The following is a 17,229-nucleotide window of genomic DNA, read 5'->3' on the forward strand; positions in this document are numbered from 1 at the left end:
TGTGTGCCGAGCTTTCCATGCCTGATCTGCTTGACCGCTACCCGCTGACAGCGGGCACTTATCACGAACTGCTCGACGCCAGCGGAGCCGTGCGCCCGCATTGGCGGCGGCTGTTCGACCAATTGCAACGCAGCACGCCAGCGCAATTGGTGCAGCGTCAGGCACTGCTGAGCCGGCAGATCCAGGAAAACGGCGTGACCTACAACGTCTACGCCGACCCCAAGGGTGCTGATCGGCCGTGGGAACTCGATCTGCTTCCGCACGTGATTGCCGCTGATGAGTGGGCGCAGCTGTCGGCCGGAATTGCTCAACGGGCCCGTCTGTTGAACGCGGTGCTGGCGGATCTGTATGGCCCGCAACGGTTGATCGCCGAAGGTCTGCTACCTGCCGAGCTGGTTTTCGGCCACAACAACTTCCTTTGGCCCTGTCAGGGCATTACGCCGCCCGACGGCGCGTTTCTGCATCTGTATGCCGTGGATCTGGCGCGCACACCCGACGGTCGCTGGTGGGTCACGGCGGACCGTACTCAAGCGCCGTCCGGTGCCGGTTACGCGCTGGAGAACCGCACGATCGTGTCCCGGGCCTTTCCCGAGTTGTACCGCGATTTGAAAGTGCAGCACCTGGCCGGGTTCTTCCGCACCTTGCAGGAAACCCTGGCCCGCCAGGCGCCGAGCGACGATGAGGCGCCGTTGGTGGTGTTGCTGACGCCGGGCCGTTTTAACGAAAGCTATTTCGAACATCTTTATCTGGCGCGGCAACTCGGTTATCCGTTGGTGGAGGGCGGTGACCTGACCGTGCGCGATGCCACGGTCTACCTGAAGACCCTCAGTGGCTTACGTCGCGTCCACGCGATCATGCGGCGACTCGATGATGACTTCTGCGATCCCTTGGAGCTGCGTACCGACTCGGCCCTTGGCGTGCCGGGCCTGCTCGAAGCCGTGCGCCAGGGGCGGGTGCTGGTGGCCAACGCATTGGGCAGCGGTGTTTTGGAGTCGCCAGGTCTGCTGGGCTTTCTGCCAAGGATCAATCAGTTCCTTTTCGGTGAGGAACTGATCTTGCCGTCTATCGCCACCTGGTGGTGTGGCGAGGCGCCGGTGCTGGCCCAGGCCTTGGAAAAACTGCCGGAGTTGCTGATCAAACCTGCGTTTCCCTCGCAAAGCTTTGCGCCGGTATTTGGCCGTGACCTGAGTGAAAAACAGCGTCAAACCCTGGCGGAGCGCATGCAAGCACGGCCTTACGCCTATGTCGCGCAAGAACTCGCGCAGCTGTCACAGGCCCCGATCTGGCAGGCTGAGGACGGCCAGTTGCAACCCCGGGCTATCGGCATGCGCGTGTATGCGGTGGCCAGTCGTGACGGTTACCGGGTTCTGCCCGGTGGCCTGACCCGGGTCGCCGCGCAAGCGGATGCCGAAGTGGTGTCGATGCAGCGCGGTGGCGCGAGCAAGGACACGTGGGTCCTCGGTGAACGCGCGCCCAGCGGCGAACAGTGGAAAGCCCAGCGCAACATCGGCGTCCACGATCTGGTGCGGCGCGATCCGTATCTGCCCTCGCGGGTGGTGGAAAACCTGTTCTGGTTTGGCCGGTACTGCGAGCGCTGTGATGACAGCGCGCGCTTGCTGCGAATCATGCTCGCGCGCTATGTCGATGGCGACGATCCGCAGGCCTTGCAGGCGGCGCTCGATCTCGGCGAGCGGCTGATGTTGCTGCCTGATGAAGGGGCGTTGCCGGAGCGATTGTTGGCCGCACTGCTCGGTGATGACTGGCCGTTCAGCCTGCGTTCGAATCTGCAGCGCTTGCAATGGGCTGCCTCGCAGGTGCGCGGCAAACTTTCGCGGGAAAACTGGCAGGCGCTGGTGGAGTTGCAACGCGAAGCCATGGAGCTGGAAACTGAAGAGCCGGATTTCGGCGAGTTGCTGGACTTTCTCAACCGCCTGGTCATGTCGCTGGCGGCGCTGTCCGGTTTTGCCCTGGACGATATGACCCGCGATGAAGGCTGGCGCTTCCTGATGATCGGCCGACGGATCGAGCGACTGCAGTTTCTCAGCGGCAGCCTGGCGGCGTTTTTGCGTGGCCCCGGAGCGTTCGATCAGGCCGGGCTGGAATGGCTGCTGGAGCTGGGGAACAGCAGCATCACCTACCGTTCGCGGTATCTGGCAGTGGCGCAGTTGCTTCCGGTGCTCGACTTGTTGCTGCTCGATGAACAGAACCCGCATGCCGTGTTGTTCCAGTTGAAACTGGTGACCCGCACCCTTAAACGGTTGAACGACGACTTTGGCGTGCCTCGCGAAGCGGGCTTGCCGCAATTGGTGGAGCGCCTGGCGCGCTTCGATCTGGGCTGCCTGGAAAACTCGCTGTTCGGTGAAGCCAGCGTTCGCGCGGCCATCGAGGGTTTGGCCGATCTGCTGCGAGAGATTGCCGACGCCAGCGGCCAGGTATCCGATCGCCTGGCGCTGCGCCATTTCGCGCATGTGGATGATGTCAGCCAGCGTACGGTGTCCGTCTGATGAACGCCCATTATCAGATTTTCCACGACACCCATTATCACTACGACAGCCCGGTTTCCCTGGCCCAGCAACTGGCGCACCTGTGGCCTCGGCCCTGTGCCTGGCAGCGCTGCACTGATGCGCAATTGCAGATCAGTCCGGACCCGACCTCGCGCCGGGACGAGCAGGATGTGTTCGGCAATCCGCTGACCCGGCTGGCGTTCGAACGACCGCACGATGAATTGCTGGTTAATGCCAGCCTCACCGTCGAAGTACTGGCCCGGCCAACACTGGATTTCAATCAATCACCCGCCTGGGAAGAAACGCGCAACGCGCTGACCTACAGCAGTCAGCCGTTGTCCCCCGAGTTGCTTGAAGCCTGCCGTTATCGGTTCGAATCGCCCTATGTGCATTTGAAGCGCAATTTCGTCGAGTTCTCGGAAAGCTGTTTTCCGGCGGGTCGGCCTTTGTTGCTGGGGGTTCAGGCATTAATGCAGAAGATCTTCAGCGAATTCACCTTCGACGCCGAAGCGACTCAGGTAGCAACGCCGTTGGTGGAAGTGTTGGAGCGTCGACGGGGTGTGTGTCAGGACTTTGCTCACCTGATGCTGGCCTGTGTGCGCTCCCGCGGGTTGGCTGCTCGTTATATCAGCGGCTACCTGCTGACTCAGCCGCCGCCGGGCCAGCCACGATTGATTGGCGCTGATGCATCGCATGCCTGGGTTTCGGTGTTTTGCCCGGTACTGGGCTGGGTCGATTTTGATCCGACCAACAATGTGCAACCGGCACTGGAACACATCACCCTGGCCTGGGGCCGGGACTTCTCTGATGTCTCACCGTTGCGTGGGGTCATTCTGGGAGGTGGTAATCATGACCCAGAGGTGCGCGTCACCGTGATGCCACTGGACTGACGCAGACCCTTGTAGGAGCGAGCTTGCTCGCGAAAAATGCAATGGTCGCGAATTTTTACAGACAGTACGCGTCATCGTTCACGACCATCGCGAGCAAGCTCGCTCCTACACTGGACACAGATCCGATGGGCCTGATCAGATCATCGGGCCCTGAGGGTCTCAGGCGTCAGGCGCCTGATCTTTCGGTGTTTCAACATCACTTTCTGCGGCCACTTCACCTTCTGCATCGGGGTTCAGTGCGGCTGCTTCTTCTTCAGCTGTAGCTTTCTTGCGCTGAAGCTTTTCCTCTTTCTTCTGCTCCTTGGCCAAGTCTCTCTGACGTTTGGCGAAGGAATAATTAGGTTTAGCCATGGGCGATCCTCTGGGGTCGAAGGTGAGGTTGAGCGGCGCATATTCTGCCCTGTATCGATGCCGAGCCGTTAGCTGGGTTTTTGCTCGGCCCATTTTGGCAGTACCGAGGGCTGCCAGGCGTCCAGTGCATCGAGCAGGGTTTGCGGCGATTCGCTCACTTGCAGCATGTCACGGTGTGGTTCGCGAACGAAGCCTTCGCCGACGATATGATCAAGAAAAGCGGTCAACTTGCTGTAGAAACCGTTCACTTCCAGCAGCCCCAGCGGTTTACCGTGGTAGCCGAGCTGGCCCCAGGTCCAGACTTCGAACAGTTCCTCCAGTGTGCCCAAGCCGCCGGGCAGCGCGATGAATGCGTCGCTGAGCTCTGCCATCCGCGCCTTGCGTGCGTGCATGCCATCGACCACTTCCAGGCGGGTCAAGCCGCTGTGGCCAATTTCCTTGTCTTTCAGGCTTTGCGGGATGATCCCGATGACTTCACCGCCCGCCGCCAGCGCGGCATCGGCCACGATCCCCATCAGCCCGACGGCGCCACCGCCGTAGACCAGTGTCAATTTGCGCTCGGCCAATGCTCGCCCCAGGGCGACAGCCGCTTCACGATAAACCGGGTTGGTGCCGGTGCTGGCACCGCAAAATACACAAACGGACGCTAAAGACATGCCTTACTCCATAGTCAGGATGACCACAGAGTAAAGGCAGAGAAGCGGCGCTCCAAGGTCTAAACTTCGCGCTGGGTCGTTTCATAAGTGCCGCTGGCGCCACAGGCGTAAGCGGCAAGCAGACTGCACAAAAGACTATTGATGGACATGACAGACGCTCCGCACAAGTGATGACGACCTGATGATAGGGCCGCCCTAGACGTCTGGCTGGTAGATTGTCTCGATCGGTGTCATAGCTCGAAAGTTGTATACAATTTTTGATTCGGGTCATAGGAACTTGCGAAGTTTTCAGGCAGTCTTCTGTCCATTCGCACCTTTGTTAACCCTGCCTTGGAGATTCACCATGTTTGCCAAACTTGTTGCGGTATCCCTGCTGACACTGGCCAGCAGCCAACTGATGGCTGCCGAGTGCAAAACCACCATTGACTCCACCGATCAGATGTCCTTCAACACCAAGGCCATTGAAATCGACAAGAGCTGCAAGACGTTCACCGTTGAGCTGACCCACTCCGGTAGCCTGCCAAAAAACGTGATGGGCCATAACTGGGTGCTGAGCAAAGAGGCTGACATGCAGCCGATCGCCAGCGCAGGCCTGAGCGCTGGCATCGACAAAAACTACCTGCCGGAAAGTGATGCGCGCATCATCGCCCACACCAAAATCATCGGTGCGGGCGAGACTGATTCAGTGACCTTCGATGTGTCGAAACTGGCTGCTGGCGAAGCCTATGGCTTCTTCTGCTCGTTCCCGGGCCACATCTCGATGATGAAAGGCACGGTTACGCTGAAGTAAGCAGATTCACCGCGTAATCGTTCTTCGCGAGCAAGCCCGCTCCCACAGGGGATCTTCTGCGAACACGGCATTTGTGTTCAACGCAGATCCAATGTGGGAGCGGGCTTGCTCGCGAAAGCGGCCTCAGCATCGAAAATGCCTGAACCAAAGAAAAGCCCGCTGAGGATCAACTCCTTCAGCGGGCTTTTTTTATTCACAGTTCAGGGCGCAAACGGCATCACCCGCTTGTGATGGGTCTTGCGATACGTGTCGCAGATGATCTTGAACGCTTCCTCGCGCACCGGTTCGCCGTGGAGGAAGGCATCGATCTCGGCGTAGGTCACGCCGTGAGACGCTTCGTCCGGTTTACCCGGCGACAGGTCTTCAAGGTCGGCCGTAGGGATTTTTTCCACCAACGACTCAGGGGCACCGAAGCTGCGGGCGATATCCCGAACCTGATTTTTCACCAGGCCGCTCAACGGTGCCAGGTCACAGGCACCATCACCGAACTTGGTGAAAAACCCCATCACCGCTTCCGCCGCGTGGTCAGTGCCGATCACCAGGCCGTGGGCTGCACCGGCGATGGTGTACTGGGCGACCATGCGCATCCGCGCCTTGGTGTTGCCGAGTACGAAATCCACCGAGACTGCGTGCTTGCCTTCGAACGCCGCGACTTCATTGGCCAGGGATTTGACCGCCGGGCCGATGTTGACGGTGTGGCGTTCATCCGGGTCAATGAAGTCCACCGAGGCCTGCGCATCGTGTTCATCAAACTGGGTTTCGTACGGCAGGCGCACGGCGATGAACTTGTAGTTGTCATCACCGGTGCGAGTGCGCAGTTCGCGCATGGCGCGCTGGGCGAGCAGGCCGGCGGTCAGCGAATCGACACCGCCGCTGATGCCCAGTACCAGCGTCTTGAGCCCGGAGTTGACCAGGCAATCCTGAATGAAGCTGATGCGCCGGGCCACTTCCGCCGCGAGAGCGGCGTGGTCGGCGAACGGCGGTTGAACCTTGAGCTGCTCAGCAATCTCGCGCTGTACGGCTTGCATGAATTCACTCCTTGCTTGAAATGCCAGATGTGCTGGAAGGGGCGGCAGGTACTTTGAAAACGTGTCGCAAATAAGCGACGAAATTCGGGTCTTTGCAGTGAGTCTTGCCAGGCTCATCGGAAATCTTTGCCACGGGTTGACCGTTGCAGGCCGCCATTTTAAGCACGATGCTCATCGGTTCGACACCCGGGATATCGCAGGTCAGGTTAGTGCCGATGCCGAAACTGACATTGATCCGGCCGCGTAATGCCCGGAATATCTCCAGGGATTTGGGCAGTGTGAGGCTGTCGGAGAACACCAGCGTCTTGCTCATCGGGTCAATGCCCAGCTTGTGGTAATGCGCGATGGCCTTTTCCGCCCAGAGCACCGGGTCACCGGAATCATGGCGCAAGCCGTCGAACAGCTTGGCGAAGTACAGATCGAAATCGCTGAGGAAGGCGTCGGTGGTGATGCAATCGGTGAGCGCGATCCCCAGGAGGCCGCGATACTCGCGAACCCAGCAATCGAGGGCGGCAATCTGGCTGTCGATCAACCGTGGGCCGAGTTGCTGGTGGGCCATGATCCACTCGTGGGCCATGGTGCCCAGCGGCTTCATGTCCAGTTCCCGCGACAGATGAACGTTGCTGGTGCCGACGAAACGCCCGGGGAAATCGTGCTTGAGCACACTCACCACTTCTTCTTGCACGCGATACGAAAAGCGACGGCGGGTACCGAAATCGGCTACCTGCAATTCAGACAATTCCTCGCTGCTGGCGTTGGCGGTCAGCCAGTCGAACTTGCGATAGAGCTGTTCGCGCGCCTGTTCCAGGACGATTTCCCGGTAGCGATAGCGGTTGCGCACTTCGCTGACGATAGACAGCAGCGGCACTTCGAACAGGATCACATGCAGCCACGGCCCGCGCAGACGGATGAACAATTCGCCGTTCTCGATCCCGGTGTGGACGTAGCGCAGGTTGAAGCGGAATAACCCGAGAAAACGCAGGAAATCCGGCTTCATGAAGCTGATGCGCTCCATGAAGTTCAGCTGGTCGGCCGTCAGGCTCAACTCGGCCAGGCGCTCGATCTGGAAACGGATCTCCGCCAGATACGGGCGCAAGTCCTCACTGTTACGGCAACGAAACTCCCATTCAACTTCTACGTTCGGGTAGTTGTGCAGCACCGCCTGCATCATTGTCAGTTTGTAGAAGTCGGTGTCGAGCAGGTTCTGCACGATGCGATCGGCAAACACACTCTCGCTCATAACGGGTTCTCCACATGGAATAACGATAGTGGCGCATATCGGTGGTGGGAATTGCCAGCGATTTTTGCGCTAAACCTGTAGGAGCTGCCGAAGGCTGCGATCTTTTGGTTTTGCTCTTAAACAACCAGATCAAAAGATCGCAGCCTCGTTTCTCTCGGCAGCTCCTACAAGGGTTAATCGGGTGTTGGATTATCTACCTGCTCCAGCATCCACTTCACAAAATCCCGGACCTTGGGCACTTCCGCCGAATGTTCCGGATACGCCAGGTAATAGGCATCGCTGCTGGGCATCGCGTGCTTCCAGGGAATGACCAGTTTGCCGTCGGCCAATTCCTCTTCCACCAGAAACCGCGGCAAAAGCGCTACGCCACAGCCGACCTGGGCCGCGCGGATGCACATGTAAAAGGTTTCGAAACGCGGGCCGTGATAGCTGTGTTCGGTGTGGTAGCCCTGGCTGTCGAACCAGTCGTGCCAGGCTTGGGGGCGCGACGCGTTTTGCAGCAGGACCAGATCGCTGAGCTGTGTAGGATCGGTAAAAGGAGTATCCGGCAGACTGCCTGGCGCGCAGACCGGCACCAGTTCTTCGCCGAACAACTTCAAGGATTCAGTGCCAGGCCGTGAGCCTTGGCCGAAGTAGAACGCCAGGTCGCTGCGACCTTGCAGCAGATCGTCGGCTTCCTGCTCGCTGCACAGGTCCAGATGGATCGACGGATGGCGCAGGCGCCAGCCTTTCAAGCGTGGCACCAGCCAGCGCGCACCGAACGTCGGCGGCGTGGACACGCGCAGCACTTCGGTATCACCGCCGTAGGAACGCAGGTAATGGGTCGACATCTCGACCTGTGTGAGGATTTTTCGTACTTCTACCAGGTATAGATCACCGGCCGGGGTCATCTGCAGGCGTCGGCGGACCCGGCGAAACAGCAGGTGCTGCAACAACTCTTCCAGTTGCGCGACCTGTTTGCTGACCGCGCTCTGGGTCAGGTTCAGCTCTTCGGCGGCCCGTGTGAAACTCAAATGCCGGGTCACGGCCTCGAAACACTGCAGGGCAGTGATCGACGGCAGGTAGCGTTTATTCAGCATGGGAGGTCCTTTTTCTTGTTTCTTTCTTACCAGCAATTCGCAGCATGAATAAACGGAATGATATCTCTCTTAAAGGTCGTTTGTTGGGTAACCTCCAGAGCGCTAAAACTACAGGTCTGATCAGCCGTGATATTCCGGCTGCACGTTTTCTGTTTTTTGCTTGAGGAGTAACCCATGGTTGCCGCATTGCTTGATCGTCTTGGTGTGAACCCGGCCCTGTACCAGAACGGCAAAGTGCCGGTGCATTCGCCGATCGATGGCAGCCAGATCGCCGCCGTGAACTGGGAAGGTGCTGCTGAGGTCGAGCAGCACATCAGTCGTGCCGATCATGCGTTCGAACTGTGGCGCAAAGTCCCGGCACCCCGTCGTGGCGAGTTGGTGCGTCAACTGGGCGACATCCTGCGCGAGTACAAGGCCGATCTTGGCGAGCTGGTGTCCTGGGAGGCCGGCAAGATCACCCAAGAAGGTTTGGGCGAAGTTCAGGAAATGATCGACATCTGCGATTTCGCCGTCGGTCTGTCTCGTCAACTGTACGGCTTGACCATCGCTTCCGAGCGTCCTGGCCACCACATGCGCGAAACCTGGCACCCGCTGGGCGTCGTGGGCGTGATCAGCGCATTCAACTTCCCGGTCGCGGTCTGGGCCTGGAACACGGCGCTGGCACTGGTCTGCGGTAACCCGGTGATCTGGAAACCGTCCGAGAAAACCCCGTTGACCGCGCTGGCCTGCCAAGCGTTGTTTGACCGTGTGCTGAAGAACTTCAGCGACGCTCCGCCACACCTCAGTCAAGTGATCATTGGCGGTCGCGATGCCGGCGAAGCGCTGGTCGATGACCCGCGTGTCGCGCTGATCAGCGCCACCGGCAGCACCCGCATGGGCCGTGAAGTGGCGCCGAAAATCGCTGCGCGCTTTGCCCGCAGCATTCTGGAACTGGGCGGCAACAACGCGATGATCCTCGGCCCAAGCGCCGATCTGGACATGGCCGTACGCGCCATCCTGTTCAGCGCCGTCGGCACCGCCGGCCAGCGTTGCACCACGCTGCGTCGCCTGATTGCCCATGAGTCGGTGAAGGAAGAGATCGTCACTCGCCTCAAGGCTGCGTATTCCAAGGTTCGCATCGGTAACCCGCTTGAGGGCAACCTGATTGGGCCGCTGATCGACAAACACAGCTTCGACAACATGCAGGACGCGCTGGAGCAAGCCTTGAGCGAAGGCGGCCGGGTGTTCTGCGGCAAGCGTCAGCTGGAAGACACATTCCCCAATGCTTACTACGTGTCGCCGGCCATCGTCGAAATGCCGGAGCAAAGCGACGTGGTGTGCCACGAAACGTTCGCGCCGATCCTGTACGTGGTCGGTTACAGCGATTTCGCCGAAGCGCTGCGCTTGAATAATGCTGTGCCACAAGGCCTGTCCTCGTGCATCTTCACCACCGACGTGCGTGAAGCCGAGCAGTTCATGTCGGCGGTCGGCAGCGACTGCGGCATCGCCAACGTCAACATCGGCCCGAGCGGCGCGGAAATTGGCGGCGCGTTCGGCGGCGAGAAAGAAACCGGTGGTGGCCGTGAATCGGGCTCCGATGCATGGCGCGGCTACATGCGCCGCCAGACCAACACCGTGAACTACTCGCTGGAGTTGCCGTTGGCTCAGGGTATTACCTTCGACTGATGGACGGGTGTTGTTCCTTAAAAGATCGCAGCCTTCGGCAGCTCCTACAGGGTTGTGCCTGGCTGCGGTTTTGTAGGAGCTGCCGCAGGCTGCGATCTTTTAGCAGTCCACAACGAGGGTTGGTTAGGGTTCTGTTGGAGTCTGGCAATGCCGTTACGCGAAGAGTGTCTGTGGGAAAAACTGACGCCGCAAAGGCCTGATAATGCGGCGCTCAAGGGCGAAGTAACGGTCGATGTCTGCGTCATCGGCGCCGGGTTTACCGGGTTGTCGGCGGCAGTGCATCTGCTGGAGCAAGGCAAAACCGTTTGTGTGCTGGAAGCCCATCGCGCCGGTCATGGTGGTTCGGGGCGCAACGTCGGGCTGGTCAACGCCGGGATGTGGATTCCACCGGACGACATCGAAGCCGGGTTTGGCGAGGCGGTCGGCAGTCAGCTCAATCGCATGCTGGGCGCGGCACCGTCGCTGGTGTTCAGCCTTGTGGACAAGTACAACATCGATTGCCAGTTGCGCCGCGAAGGCACGCTGCACATGGCGCACAACGCCCGTGGCGAGGCCGATCTGCGCAGTCGTGAAGAGCAATGGAAACGTCGTGGGGCACCGGTCGAACTGTTGACCGGGCAAGCCTGCGAACAAGCGACGGGCACTAAAAAAATCGCTGCAGCGCTGCTCGACAAGCGTGCTGGCACTATCAACCCAATGGCTTACACCACAGGGCTGGCCAAAGCAGCCATCGGCCTTGGCGGTCAGTTGTTCGATCATTCTCCAGTGACCCGGCTCGAACGGCAGGGCCAGAAGTGGTCAGTGCAGACCGCGCAGGGTTCGGTGCTGGCCGAGCAGGTGGTCATCGCCTCCAACGCTTATACCGAAGGCGACTGGACCGAACTGCGGCGTAATTTCTTCCCGGGTTATTACTACCAGGTCGCGTCGGTTCCGCTGACTGACGAAGCCGCGCAGCACATCCTGCCCGGCGGCCAGGGTTCCTGGGACACCCGCCAGGTCCTCAGCAGCATTCGTCGCGATCAGGACGGGCGTCTGCTGCTCGGCAGTCTTGGTAATGGCAATCAGAAACCGACCTGGTTCCTCAAAGCCTGGGCCGATCGGGTTCAGCAGCACTATTTCCCGTACCTGAAACCGGTGGAGTGGGAATGCACCTGGACCGGTTGCATTGCGTTCACCCCCGATCACTTGATGCGCCTGTTCGAACCGGCGCCCGGTTTAGTGGCAGTCACCGGTTACAACGGTCGAGGCGTGACCACGGGGACTGTAGTCGGCAAAGCGTTTGCCGATTACTTGTGTAACGGAAATCCTCAGGCGCTACCGATACCGTTCGCACCCATGCAGCCCCTGGCTGGCGTAGGATTGCGCAGCTGCCTGTATGAAGCCGGGTTCTCGCTGTATCACGCAGGCCAGTGCTTGCGGATCGTGATCTGATTGTTGAAATTTGTTGTTGGAAGCGGCGCTTTTTCGCGCAGCGACTAGCCTGTAAAAGGTGCGGGTTGTAGCAGTTGCGCACCAGCAGTGTGCACTTCGGTGACGCACGTTGTTACAGGCTGGTTGCACGCCGTTTGGCGCCGCGGTTGCAATGATGGCGCGCGAGGGTTGCGCCTTTTAAAATAAATGGTTTCACCTTCCGCGGTTTAGACGGTTGCACGCCCAATGAAAATGGGAACAAAACAGTCGAAATAACAATAAAGCAGCGACTTTTTTCAGAATAAAAAACCGATGGCACGGCCCTTGCTCTGAGCATTCAGTGAAGTAGCAGTGCCAACTAAAAAAAAACCTTGGAGCACCACCTCATGTCCCAGACGTTTTACAAGAAAGGCTTTCTGGCCCTCGCAGTGGCAACTGCTTTGGGTGTTTCTGCGTTTGCACAGGCTGATGTGAAAATCGGTGTGGCGGGCCCGATGACAGGCGCCAACGCGGCATTTGGCGAGCAGTACATGAAGGGTGCACAGGCTGCAGCCGACGCGGTGAACGCGGCGGGCGGCGTCAATGGGGAAAAAATCGTACTGGTCAAGGGCGATGACGCCTGCGAACCGAAGCAGGCTGTGACGGTCGCCAAGGACCTGACCAACCAGAAAGTCGCCGGCGTAGTCGGTCACTTCTGCTCGTCGTCGACCATCCCGGCTTCCGAGATCTACGACGAAGCGGGCATCATTGCAATCACTCCAGGTTCCACCAACCCACAAGTTACCGAGCGCGGCCTGAGCGCCATGTTCCGCATGTGCGGGCGTGACGACCAGCAGGGCATCGTGGCTGGCGACTACATCGTCGATGTGCTCAAGGGCAAGAAAGTTGCCGTGCTGCACGACAAGGACACCTACGGCCAAGGCCTGGCTGATGCCACCAAGGCTCAACTGGTCAAGCGCGGCGTAACGCCAGTGCTGTATGAAGGCCTGACCCGCGGCGAGAAAGACTTCAGTGCCGTCGTGACCAAGATCCGTGCGGCCGGTGCCGACGTGGTCTACTTCGGCGGTCTGCACCCAGAGGCCGGTCCACTGGTTAAACAACTGCGTACCGAAGGCCTCAAAGACGTGAAATTCATGTCCGATGACGGCATCGTGACCGACGAACTGGTGACCACCGCTGGCGGCCCGCAATACGTCGACGGCGTGCTGATGACCTTCGGCGCCGACCCACGCCTGCTGCCAGACAGCAAGACCGTGGTAGACGCTTTCCGCAAGGCCGGTACCGAACCGGAAGGCTACACCCTGTACGCTTACGCGTCGGTTCAGACCCTGGCGGCTGCGTTCAACGGTGCCAAGTCCAACAAGGGTGAAGACGCTGCCAAATGGCTGAAATCGCACCCTGTCAAAACCGTAATGGGCGAGAAGACCTGGGACGCCAAGGGCGACCTGAAAGTCTCCGACTACGTGGTTTACCAATGGGACAAGGACGGCAAATACCACCAACTGGAAAAACAGAAGTGATATGAGCAGTTGATTTGCCCGGTGCATTGCGCGCCGGGCAATCCTGAAACATGTCCGTGCAGTACCTGTCTTTTCTCGTAGAGCTGCACACAAGCGTGTTGCGCGGGTGGCTGAACCCCGGTCCGTCGCACCCGGCTTCTGTGCAGTCTCTCAAATGCGTGAGATTGCGTTATGGATGGTATTTTCCTGCAGCAACTGGTCAACGGCCTGACCCTCGGGTCGGTCTATGGCCTGATCGCCATCGGCTACACAATGGTTTATGGCATCATCGGCATGATCAACTTCGCCCATGGCGAGGTTTATATGATCTCTGCGTACCTCGCGGCGATCAGTCTGGCTCTGCTGGCATACTTCGGTATCGAATCCTTCCCTTTGCTGATGCTTGGCACACTGGTCTTCACCATCGTCGTCACGGCGGTGTATGGCTGGGTCATCGAGCGTGTCGCCTACAAACCGCTGCGCAACTCCACCCGACTGGCACCGCTGATCAGCGCCATCGGTATTTCCCTGATCCTGCAAAACTATGCACAGATCGCCCAGGGCGCTCGTCAACAAGGTGTTCCAACCCTGCTGACCGGTGCATGGCGCGTTGAAGTAGGCACTGGCTTCGTCCAGCTTACCTACACCAAGATCTTCATTCTGGTCGCAGCGTTTGCCGGGATGGCCCTGCTGACCTACGTCATCAAGTACACCAAGCTCGGCCGTATGTGCCGCGCGACCCAGCAAGACCGCAAGATGGCCTCGATTCTGGGGATCAACACCGACCGCGTGATTTCCTACGTGTTCATCATCGGTGCAGCGATGGCGGCCCTGGCCGGCGTGCTGATCACCATGAACTACGGCACGTTCGACTTCTACGCTGGCTTCGTCATTGGTATCAAGGCGTTCACCGCTGCGGTACTCGGCGGGATCGGCTCGCTGCCTGGCGCGATGCTCGGCGGGATCATTCTCGGGATCTCCGAGTCGTTGTTCTCAGGCCTGGTCAACTCGGACTACAAAGACGTTTTCAGCTTCTCGCTGCTCGTTCTCGTTCTGGTCTTTCGGCCCCAAGGCCTGCTCGGCCGTCCTCTTGTGTCGAAGGTGTAAGCGATGTCTTCAACCACTAAAAAAACCATTGATATCAAAAGAAGCCTGGTTGACGCGATTCTCGCCGGCCTTGTCGCCCTGATTGTGTTCGGCCCGATTGTCGGCATCGTCCTTGACGGCTATGGCTTCAACTTGCAGCCGACCCGTGTGGCGTGGATTGTCGCCATCGTCATGGCTGGCCGCTTTGCCCTGAGCCTGTTCCTGCAAACCCCCAAGGGCCTGAAAATCCTGGAAGGCTTTGAAAGCACCGGCTCCGGGGTTCATGTACTGCCACCAGATTACAAATCCCGGTTGCGCTGGATCATCCCGCTGATGATCGTCATTGCCGTGGTGTTCCCGTTTTTCTCCAACTCCTACCTGCTGGGCGTGGTCATCCTCGGGCTGATCTATGTGCTGCTGGGCTTGGGGTTGAACATCGTGGTCGGTTTGGCCGGCCTGCTCGACCTGGGTTACGTGGCGTTCTACGCCATCGGTGCCTACGGCCTGGCGCTCGGTTATCAATACCTGGGGCTGGGTTTCTGGACGGTGCTGCCGCTGGCGGCAATCACGGCAGGCCTTGCCGGTTGCATCCTCGGTTTTCCGGTACTGCGCCTGCACGGTGACTACCTGGCAATCGTGACCCTGGGCTTCGGTGAAATCATCCGGTTGATCCTCAACAACTGGCTGTCCCTGACTGGTGGCCCGAATGGCATGGCCGCACCGTTGCCAACTTTCTTCGGCCTCGAGTTCGGCAAAAGGGCGAAGGATGGCGGTATACCGTTCCACGAGTTTTTCGGCATCGCCTACAACCCGGATGTGAAGTACTACTTCATCTATGCGGTGTTGTTCCTGGTGGTATTGGCCGTGCTGTACATCAAGCATCGCTTGACCCGTATGCCGGTCGGCCGCGCCTGGGAAGCCTTGCGCGAAGATGAAATCGCCTGCCGCTCCATGGGCCTGAACCACGTATTGGTCAAGCTCTCGGCGTTCACCATCGGTGCATCGACTGCTGGCCTGGCCGGTGTGTTCTTCGCCACTTATCAGGGTTTCGTCAACCCGACCTCGTTTACCTTTTTTGAATCGGCCCTGATCCTGGCCATCGTGGTACTTGGCGGCATGGGCTCGACCATCGGCGTGGTGATTGCAGCCTTCGTGCTGACCGTCGCCCCGGAACTGCTGCGTGGTTTCGCGGAGTATCGCGTGCTGCTGTTCGGCATCCTGATGGTGTTGATGATGATCTGGCGCCCGCGCGGCCTGATTCGGATCAGCCGTACCGGTGTGGCACCGCGTAAAGGAGTAGCGCCATGAGTGAAGTCGTACTCTCGGTCGAAAAGCTGATGATGCACTTCGGCGGCATCAAGGCGTTGAGCGATGTCAGCCTGAAAGTCCACCGCAACTCGATCTTCGCCCTGATCGGCCCCAACGGTGCCGGCAAGACCACGGTGTTCAACTGCCTGACCGGGTTCTACAAGGCTTCCGGCGGCAAGATCGAACTCAATGTGCGCGGCGAAAAGACCAACGTCATCAAGCTGCTGGGCGAATCGTTCAAACCGACCGATTTTGTCTCGCCCAAGTCGTTCGCCAGTCGCCTGTTCTACAAGGCGTTCGGTGGCACCCATCTGGTGAACCGTGCAGGTCTGGCGCGGACATTCCAGAACATTCGCCTGTTCAAGGAAATGTCGGTACTGGAAAACCTGCTGGTGGCCCAGCACATGTGGGTCAACCGCAACATGCTGGCCGGCATCCTCAATACCAAGGGTTACCGCAAGGCCGAAAGCGATGCGCTGGACCACGCGTTCTACTGGCTGGAAGTGGTGGACCTGGTGGACTGCGCCAACCGTCTGGCGGGTGAACTGTCCTACGGGCAGCAACGCCGCCTGGAAATCGCCCGGGCCATGTGCACCCGACCGCAGATCATCTGCCTCGACGAACCGGCCGCCGGCCTCAACCCTCAGGAAACCGAAGCACTGAGCGCGATGATCCGGCTGCTGCGCGACGAGCACGATCTGACCGTGGTGCTGATCGAGCACGACATGGGCATGGTAATGAGCATCTCCGACCACATCGTGGTGCTGGACCACGGCATCGTCATCGCCGAGGGCGGCCCCGATGCAATCCGTAACGATCCGAAAGTGATTGCGGCCTACCTGGGCGCCGATGAAGAGGAAGTGGTGCTATGAGTCAACCCATCCTCGAACTCAAGGAACTGGATGTGTTTTACGGGCCGATCCAGGCCCTGAAGAAAGTCTCGCTGCACATCAATGAAGGTGAAACCGTCAGCCTCATCGGCTCCAACGGTGCCGGCAAGTCGACGCTGCTGATGTCGATCTTCGGTCAACCGCGCGCGGCGGACGGGCAGATCATCTATCAGGGTGTGGACATTACCCACAAGTCGTCCCACTACATTGCGTCCCACGGCATCGCGCAATCGCCGGAAGGCCGGCGGGTGTTCCCCGACATGACCGTCGAGGAAAACCTGCTGATGGGCACCATTCCCATCGGTGACAAGTACGCCAAGGAAGACATGCAGCGCATGTTCGAGCTGTTCCCGCGGCTCGAGGAGCGGCGTACACAGCGGGCCATGACCATGTCCGGCGGCGAGCAGCAAATGCTCGCCATCGCCCGTGCCTTGATGAGCCGGCCGAAACTGCTGCTGCTCGATGAGCCGAGCCTGGGCCTGGCACCGATTGTGGTGAAACAGATCTTCTCTACTCTGCGGGAACTGGCGAAAACCGGCATGACCATCTTCCTGGTCGAGCAGAACGCCAACCATGCGCTGAAGCTGTCCGATAGGGCGTACGTGATGGTCAACGGCGAGATCCGCCTCACAGGCACCGGCAAGGAGCTGCTGGTCAACGAAGAGGTGCGTAACGCTTATCTCGGCGGTCATTGAGTTCTGCGCTGTTAAGCAAAAGCCCCGGCGCGCAATCGCCGGGGCTTTTTTTTAGGATGAAAGAAGCAAATGTAACGATAAACATGCCAAACCCAATTTAACGAAATCAAGCAGAGCCTATTCGGTTTGTTGAGCAAT

At 59.3% G+C, this 17,229-nt stretch carries 15 protein-coding genes; 10 read left to right on the forward strand and 5 right to left on the reverse strand.

Annotated features, from left to right (window positions below):
* The first annotated feature begins 17 nt into the window (after nt 1–17).
* Nucleotides 18–2,504, forward strand: a complete 2,487-nt coding sequence (locus tag ACA052_RS02595; protein ID WP_497648265.1) for a circularly permuted type 2 ATP-grasp protein — start codon at nt 18–20, stop codon at nt 2,502–2,504.
* On the forward strand, nt 2,504–3,394 hold the full coding sequence (locus ACA052_RS02600) for a transglutaminase family protein (RefSeq protein WP_497648266.1): 891 nt from the start codon (nt 2,504–2,506) through the stop codon (nt 3,392–3,394). The genes ACA052_RS02595 and ACA052_RS02600 overlap by 1 nt, the downstream gene beginning before the upstream one ends.
* Nucleotides 3,395–3,553: 159 nt before the next feature.
* On the opposite strand, the gene ACA052_RS02605 is transcribed toward ACA052_RS02600, so the two are convergent.
* Both ACA052_RS02605 and ACA052_RS02610 read right to left on the reverse strand, forming a co-directional pair.
* Nucleotides 3,554–3,745 carry a hypothetical protein gene (locus ACA052_RS02605; protein ID WP_497648267.1) on the reverse strand — a complete coding sequence of 64 codons (192 nt, stop codon included), beginning with the start codon at nt 3,743–3,745 and terminating at the stop codon, nt 3,554–3,556.
* A 68-nt stretch (nt 3,746–3,813) separates the two neighbouring features.
* Entirely contained in the window at nt 3,814–4,401 is a 588-nt protein-coding gene (locus tag ACA052_RS02610) for a cytokinin riboside 5'-monophosphate phosphoribohydrolase (RefSeq protein WP_497648268.1), read from the reverse strand.
* A 343-nt stretch (nt 4,402–4,744) separates the two neighbouring features.
* Here ACA052_RS02610 and azu point away from each other — a divergent pair, with 343 nt between their 5' ends.
* Complete coding sequence (gene azu, locus ACA052_RS02615; RefSeq protein ID WP_497648269.1) at nt 4,745–5,191, forward strand: azurin; 447 nt, start codon at nt 4,745–4,747, stop codon at nt 5,189–5,191.
* Nucleotides 5,192–5,391: 200 nt separating this feature from the next.
* Here azu and nadE read toward each other — a convergent pair whose 3' ends face one another.
* The 3 genes from nadE to ACA052_RS02630 form a co-directional block, all read right to left on the reverse strand.
* Nucleotides 5,392–6,219 carry an NAD(+) synthase gene (gene nadE / locus ACA052_RS02620; protein ID WP_497648270.1) on the reverse strand — a complete coding sequence of 276 codons (828 nt, stop codon included), beginning with the start codon at nt 6,217–6,219 and terminating at the stop codon, nt 5,392–5,394.
* Between the two features lie 4 nt (nt 6,220–6,223).
* A complete protein-coding gene (pncB, locus tag ACA052_RS02625; protein ID WP_497648271.1) occupies nt 6,224–7,459 on the reverse strand; it encodes a nicotinate phosphoribosyltransferase in 1,236 nt (411 codons plus the stop codon).
* 173 nt (nt 7,460–7,632) lie between these two features.
* Nucleotides 7,633–8,538 (reverse strand): LysR family transcriptional regulator, encoded by a 906-nt coding sequence (locus ACA052_RS02630; protein ID WP_497648272.1) that lies wholly within the window; start codon nt 8,536–8,538, stop codon nt 7,633–7,635.
* 174 nt (nt 8,539–8,712) lie between these two features.
* Here ACA052_RS02630 and amaB point away from each other — a divergent pair, with 174 nt between their 5' ends.
* From amaB to ACA052_RS02665, 7 genes are all read left to right on the forward strand, one after another.
* On the forward strand, nt 8,713–10,203 hold the full coding sequence (gene amaB, locus ACA052_RS02635; protein ID WP_497648273.1) for an L-piperidine-6-carboxylate dehydrogenase: 1,491 nt from the start codon (nt 8,713–8,715) through the stop codon (nt 10,201–10,203).
* Nucleotides 10,204–10,350: 147 nt separating this feature from the next.
* Nucleotides 10,351–11,634 carry an L-pipecolate oxidase gene (gene amaA, locus ACA052_RS02640; protein WP_497648274.1) on the forward strand — a complete coding sequence of 428 codons (1,284 nt, stop codon included), beginning with the start codon at nt 10,351–10,353 and terminating at the stop codon, nt 11,632–11,634.
* Between the two features lie 365 nt (nt 11,635–11,999).
* The gene (locus tag ACA052_RS02645; protein WP_497648275.1) at nt 12,000–13,133 is read left to right on the forward strand and encodes an ABC transporter substrate-binding protein; all 1,134 of its coding nucleotides are present in this window, start codon (nt 12,000–12,002) and stop codon (nt 13,131–13,133) included.
* A 171-nt stretch (nt 13,134–13,304) separates the two neighbouring features.
* The gene (locus ACA052_RS02650) at nt 13,305–14,219 is read left to right on the forward strand and encodes an ABC transporter permease subunit (RefSeq protein ID WP_059405789.1); all 915 of its coding nucleotides are present in this window, start codon (nt 13,305–13,307) and stop codon (nt 14,217–14,219) included.
* A 3-nt stretch (nt 14,220–14,222) separates the two neighbouring features.
* Entirely contained in the window at nt 14,223–15,506 is a 1,284-nt protein-coding gene (gene livM / locus ACA052_RS02655) for a high-affinity branched-chain amino acid ABC transporter permease LivM (RefSeq protein WP_497648276.1), read from the forward strand.
* Nucleotides 15,503–16,378 carry an ABC transporter ATP-binding protein gene (locus ACA052_RS02660; protein ID WP_497648277.1) on the forward strand — a complete coding sequence of 292 codons (876 nt, stop codon included), beginning with the start codon at nt 15,503–15,505 and terminating at the stop codon, nt 16,376–16,378. Before livM ends, ACA052_RS02660 begins: the two co-directional genes overlap by 4 nt.
* Nucleotides 16,375–17,091, forward strand: coding sequence for an ABC transporter ATP-binding protein (locus ACA052_RS02665; protein WP_497648278.1), 717 nt, complete (start codon nt 16,375–16,377; stop codon nt 17,089–17,091). The genes ACA052_RS02660 and ACA052_RS02665 overlap by 4 nt, the downstream gene beginning before the upstream one ends.
* The last annotated feature ends 138 nt before the right edge of the window (nt 17,092–17,229 follow it).

The organism is Pseudomonas sp. LBUM1644, from assembly GCF_059716195.1.

What these genes read in the sequence shown, in the direction of transcription:
- ACA052_RS02660 (WP_497648277.1), top strand. Translation starts at nt 15,503, where the DNA reads ATGAGTGAAGTCGTACTCTCGGTCGAAAAGCTGATGATGCACTTCGGC.
- ACA052_RS02600 (WP_497648266.1), top strand. Translation starts at nt 2,504, where the DNA reads ATGAACGCCCATTATCAGATTTTCCACGACACCCATTATCACTACGAC.
- nadE (WP_497648270.1), bottom strand. Translation starts at nt 6,219, where the DNA reads ATGCAAGCCGTACAGCGCGAGATTGCTGAGCAGCTCAAGGTTCAACCG.
- amaB (WP_497648273.1), top strand. Translation starts at nt 8,713, where the DNA reads ATGGTTGCCGCATTGCTTGATCGTCTTGGTGTGAACCCGGCCCTGTAC.
- livM (WP_497648276.1), top strand. Translation starts at nt 14,223, where the DNA reads ATGTCTTCAACCACTAAAAAAACCATTGATATCAAAAGAAGCCTGGTT.
- ACA052_RS02665 (WP_497648278.1), top strand. Translation starts at nt 16,375, where the DNA reads ATGAGTCAACCCATCCTCGAACTCAAGGAACTGGATGTGTTTTACGGG.
- amaA (WP_497648274.1), top strand. Translation starts at nt 10,351, where the DNA reads ATGCCGTTACGCGAAGAGTGTCTGTGGGAAAAACTGACGCCGCAAAGG.
- ACA052_RS02650 (WP_059405789.1), top strand. Translation starts at nt 13,305, where the DNA reads ATGGATGGTATTTTCCTGCAGCAACTGGTCAACGGCCTGACCCTCGGG.
- ACA052_RS02630 (WP_497648272.1), bottom strand. Translation starts at nt 8,538, where the DNA reads ATGCTGAATAAACGCTACCTGCCGTCGATCACTGCCCTGCAGTGTTTC.
- ACA052_RS02605 (WP_497648267.1), bottom strand. Translation starts at nt 3,745, where the DNA reads ATGGCTAAACCTAATTATTCCTTCGCCAAACGTCAGAGAGACTTGGCC.
- azu (WP_497648269.1), top strand. Translation starts at nt 4,745, where the DNA reads ATGTTTGCCAAACTTGTTGCGGTATCCCTGCTGACACTGGCCAGCAGC.
- pncB (WP_497648271.1), bottom strand. Translation starts at nt 7,459, where the DNA reads ATGAGCGAGAGTGTGTTTGCCGATCGCATCGTGCAGAACCTGCTCGAC.
- ACA052_RS02610 (WP_497648268.1), bottom strand. Translation starts at nt 4,401, where the DNA reads ATGTCTTTAGCGTCCGTTTGTGTATTTTGCGGTGCCAGCACCGGCACC.
- ACA052_RS02595 (WP_497648265.1), top strand. Translation starts at nt 18, where the DNA reads ATGCCTGATCTGCTTGACCGCTACCCGCTGACAGCGGGCACTTATCAC.
- ACA052_RS02645 (WP_497648275.1), top strand. Translation starts at nt 12,000, where the DNA reads ATGTCCCAGACGTTTTACAAGAAAGGCTTTCTGGCCCTCGCAGTGGCA.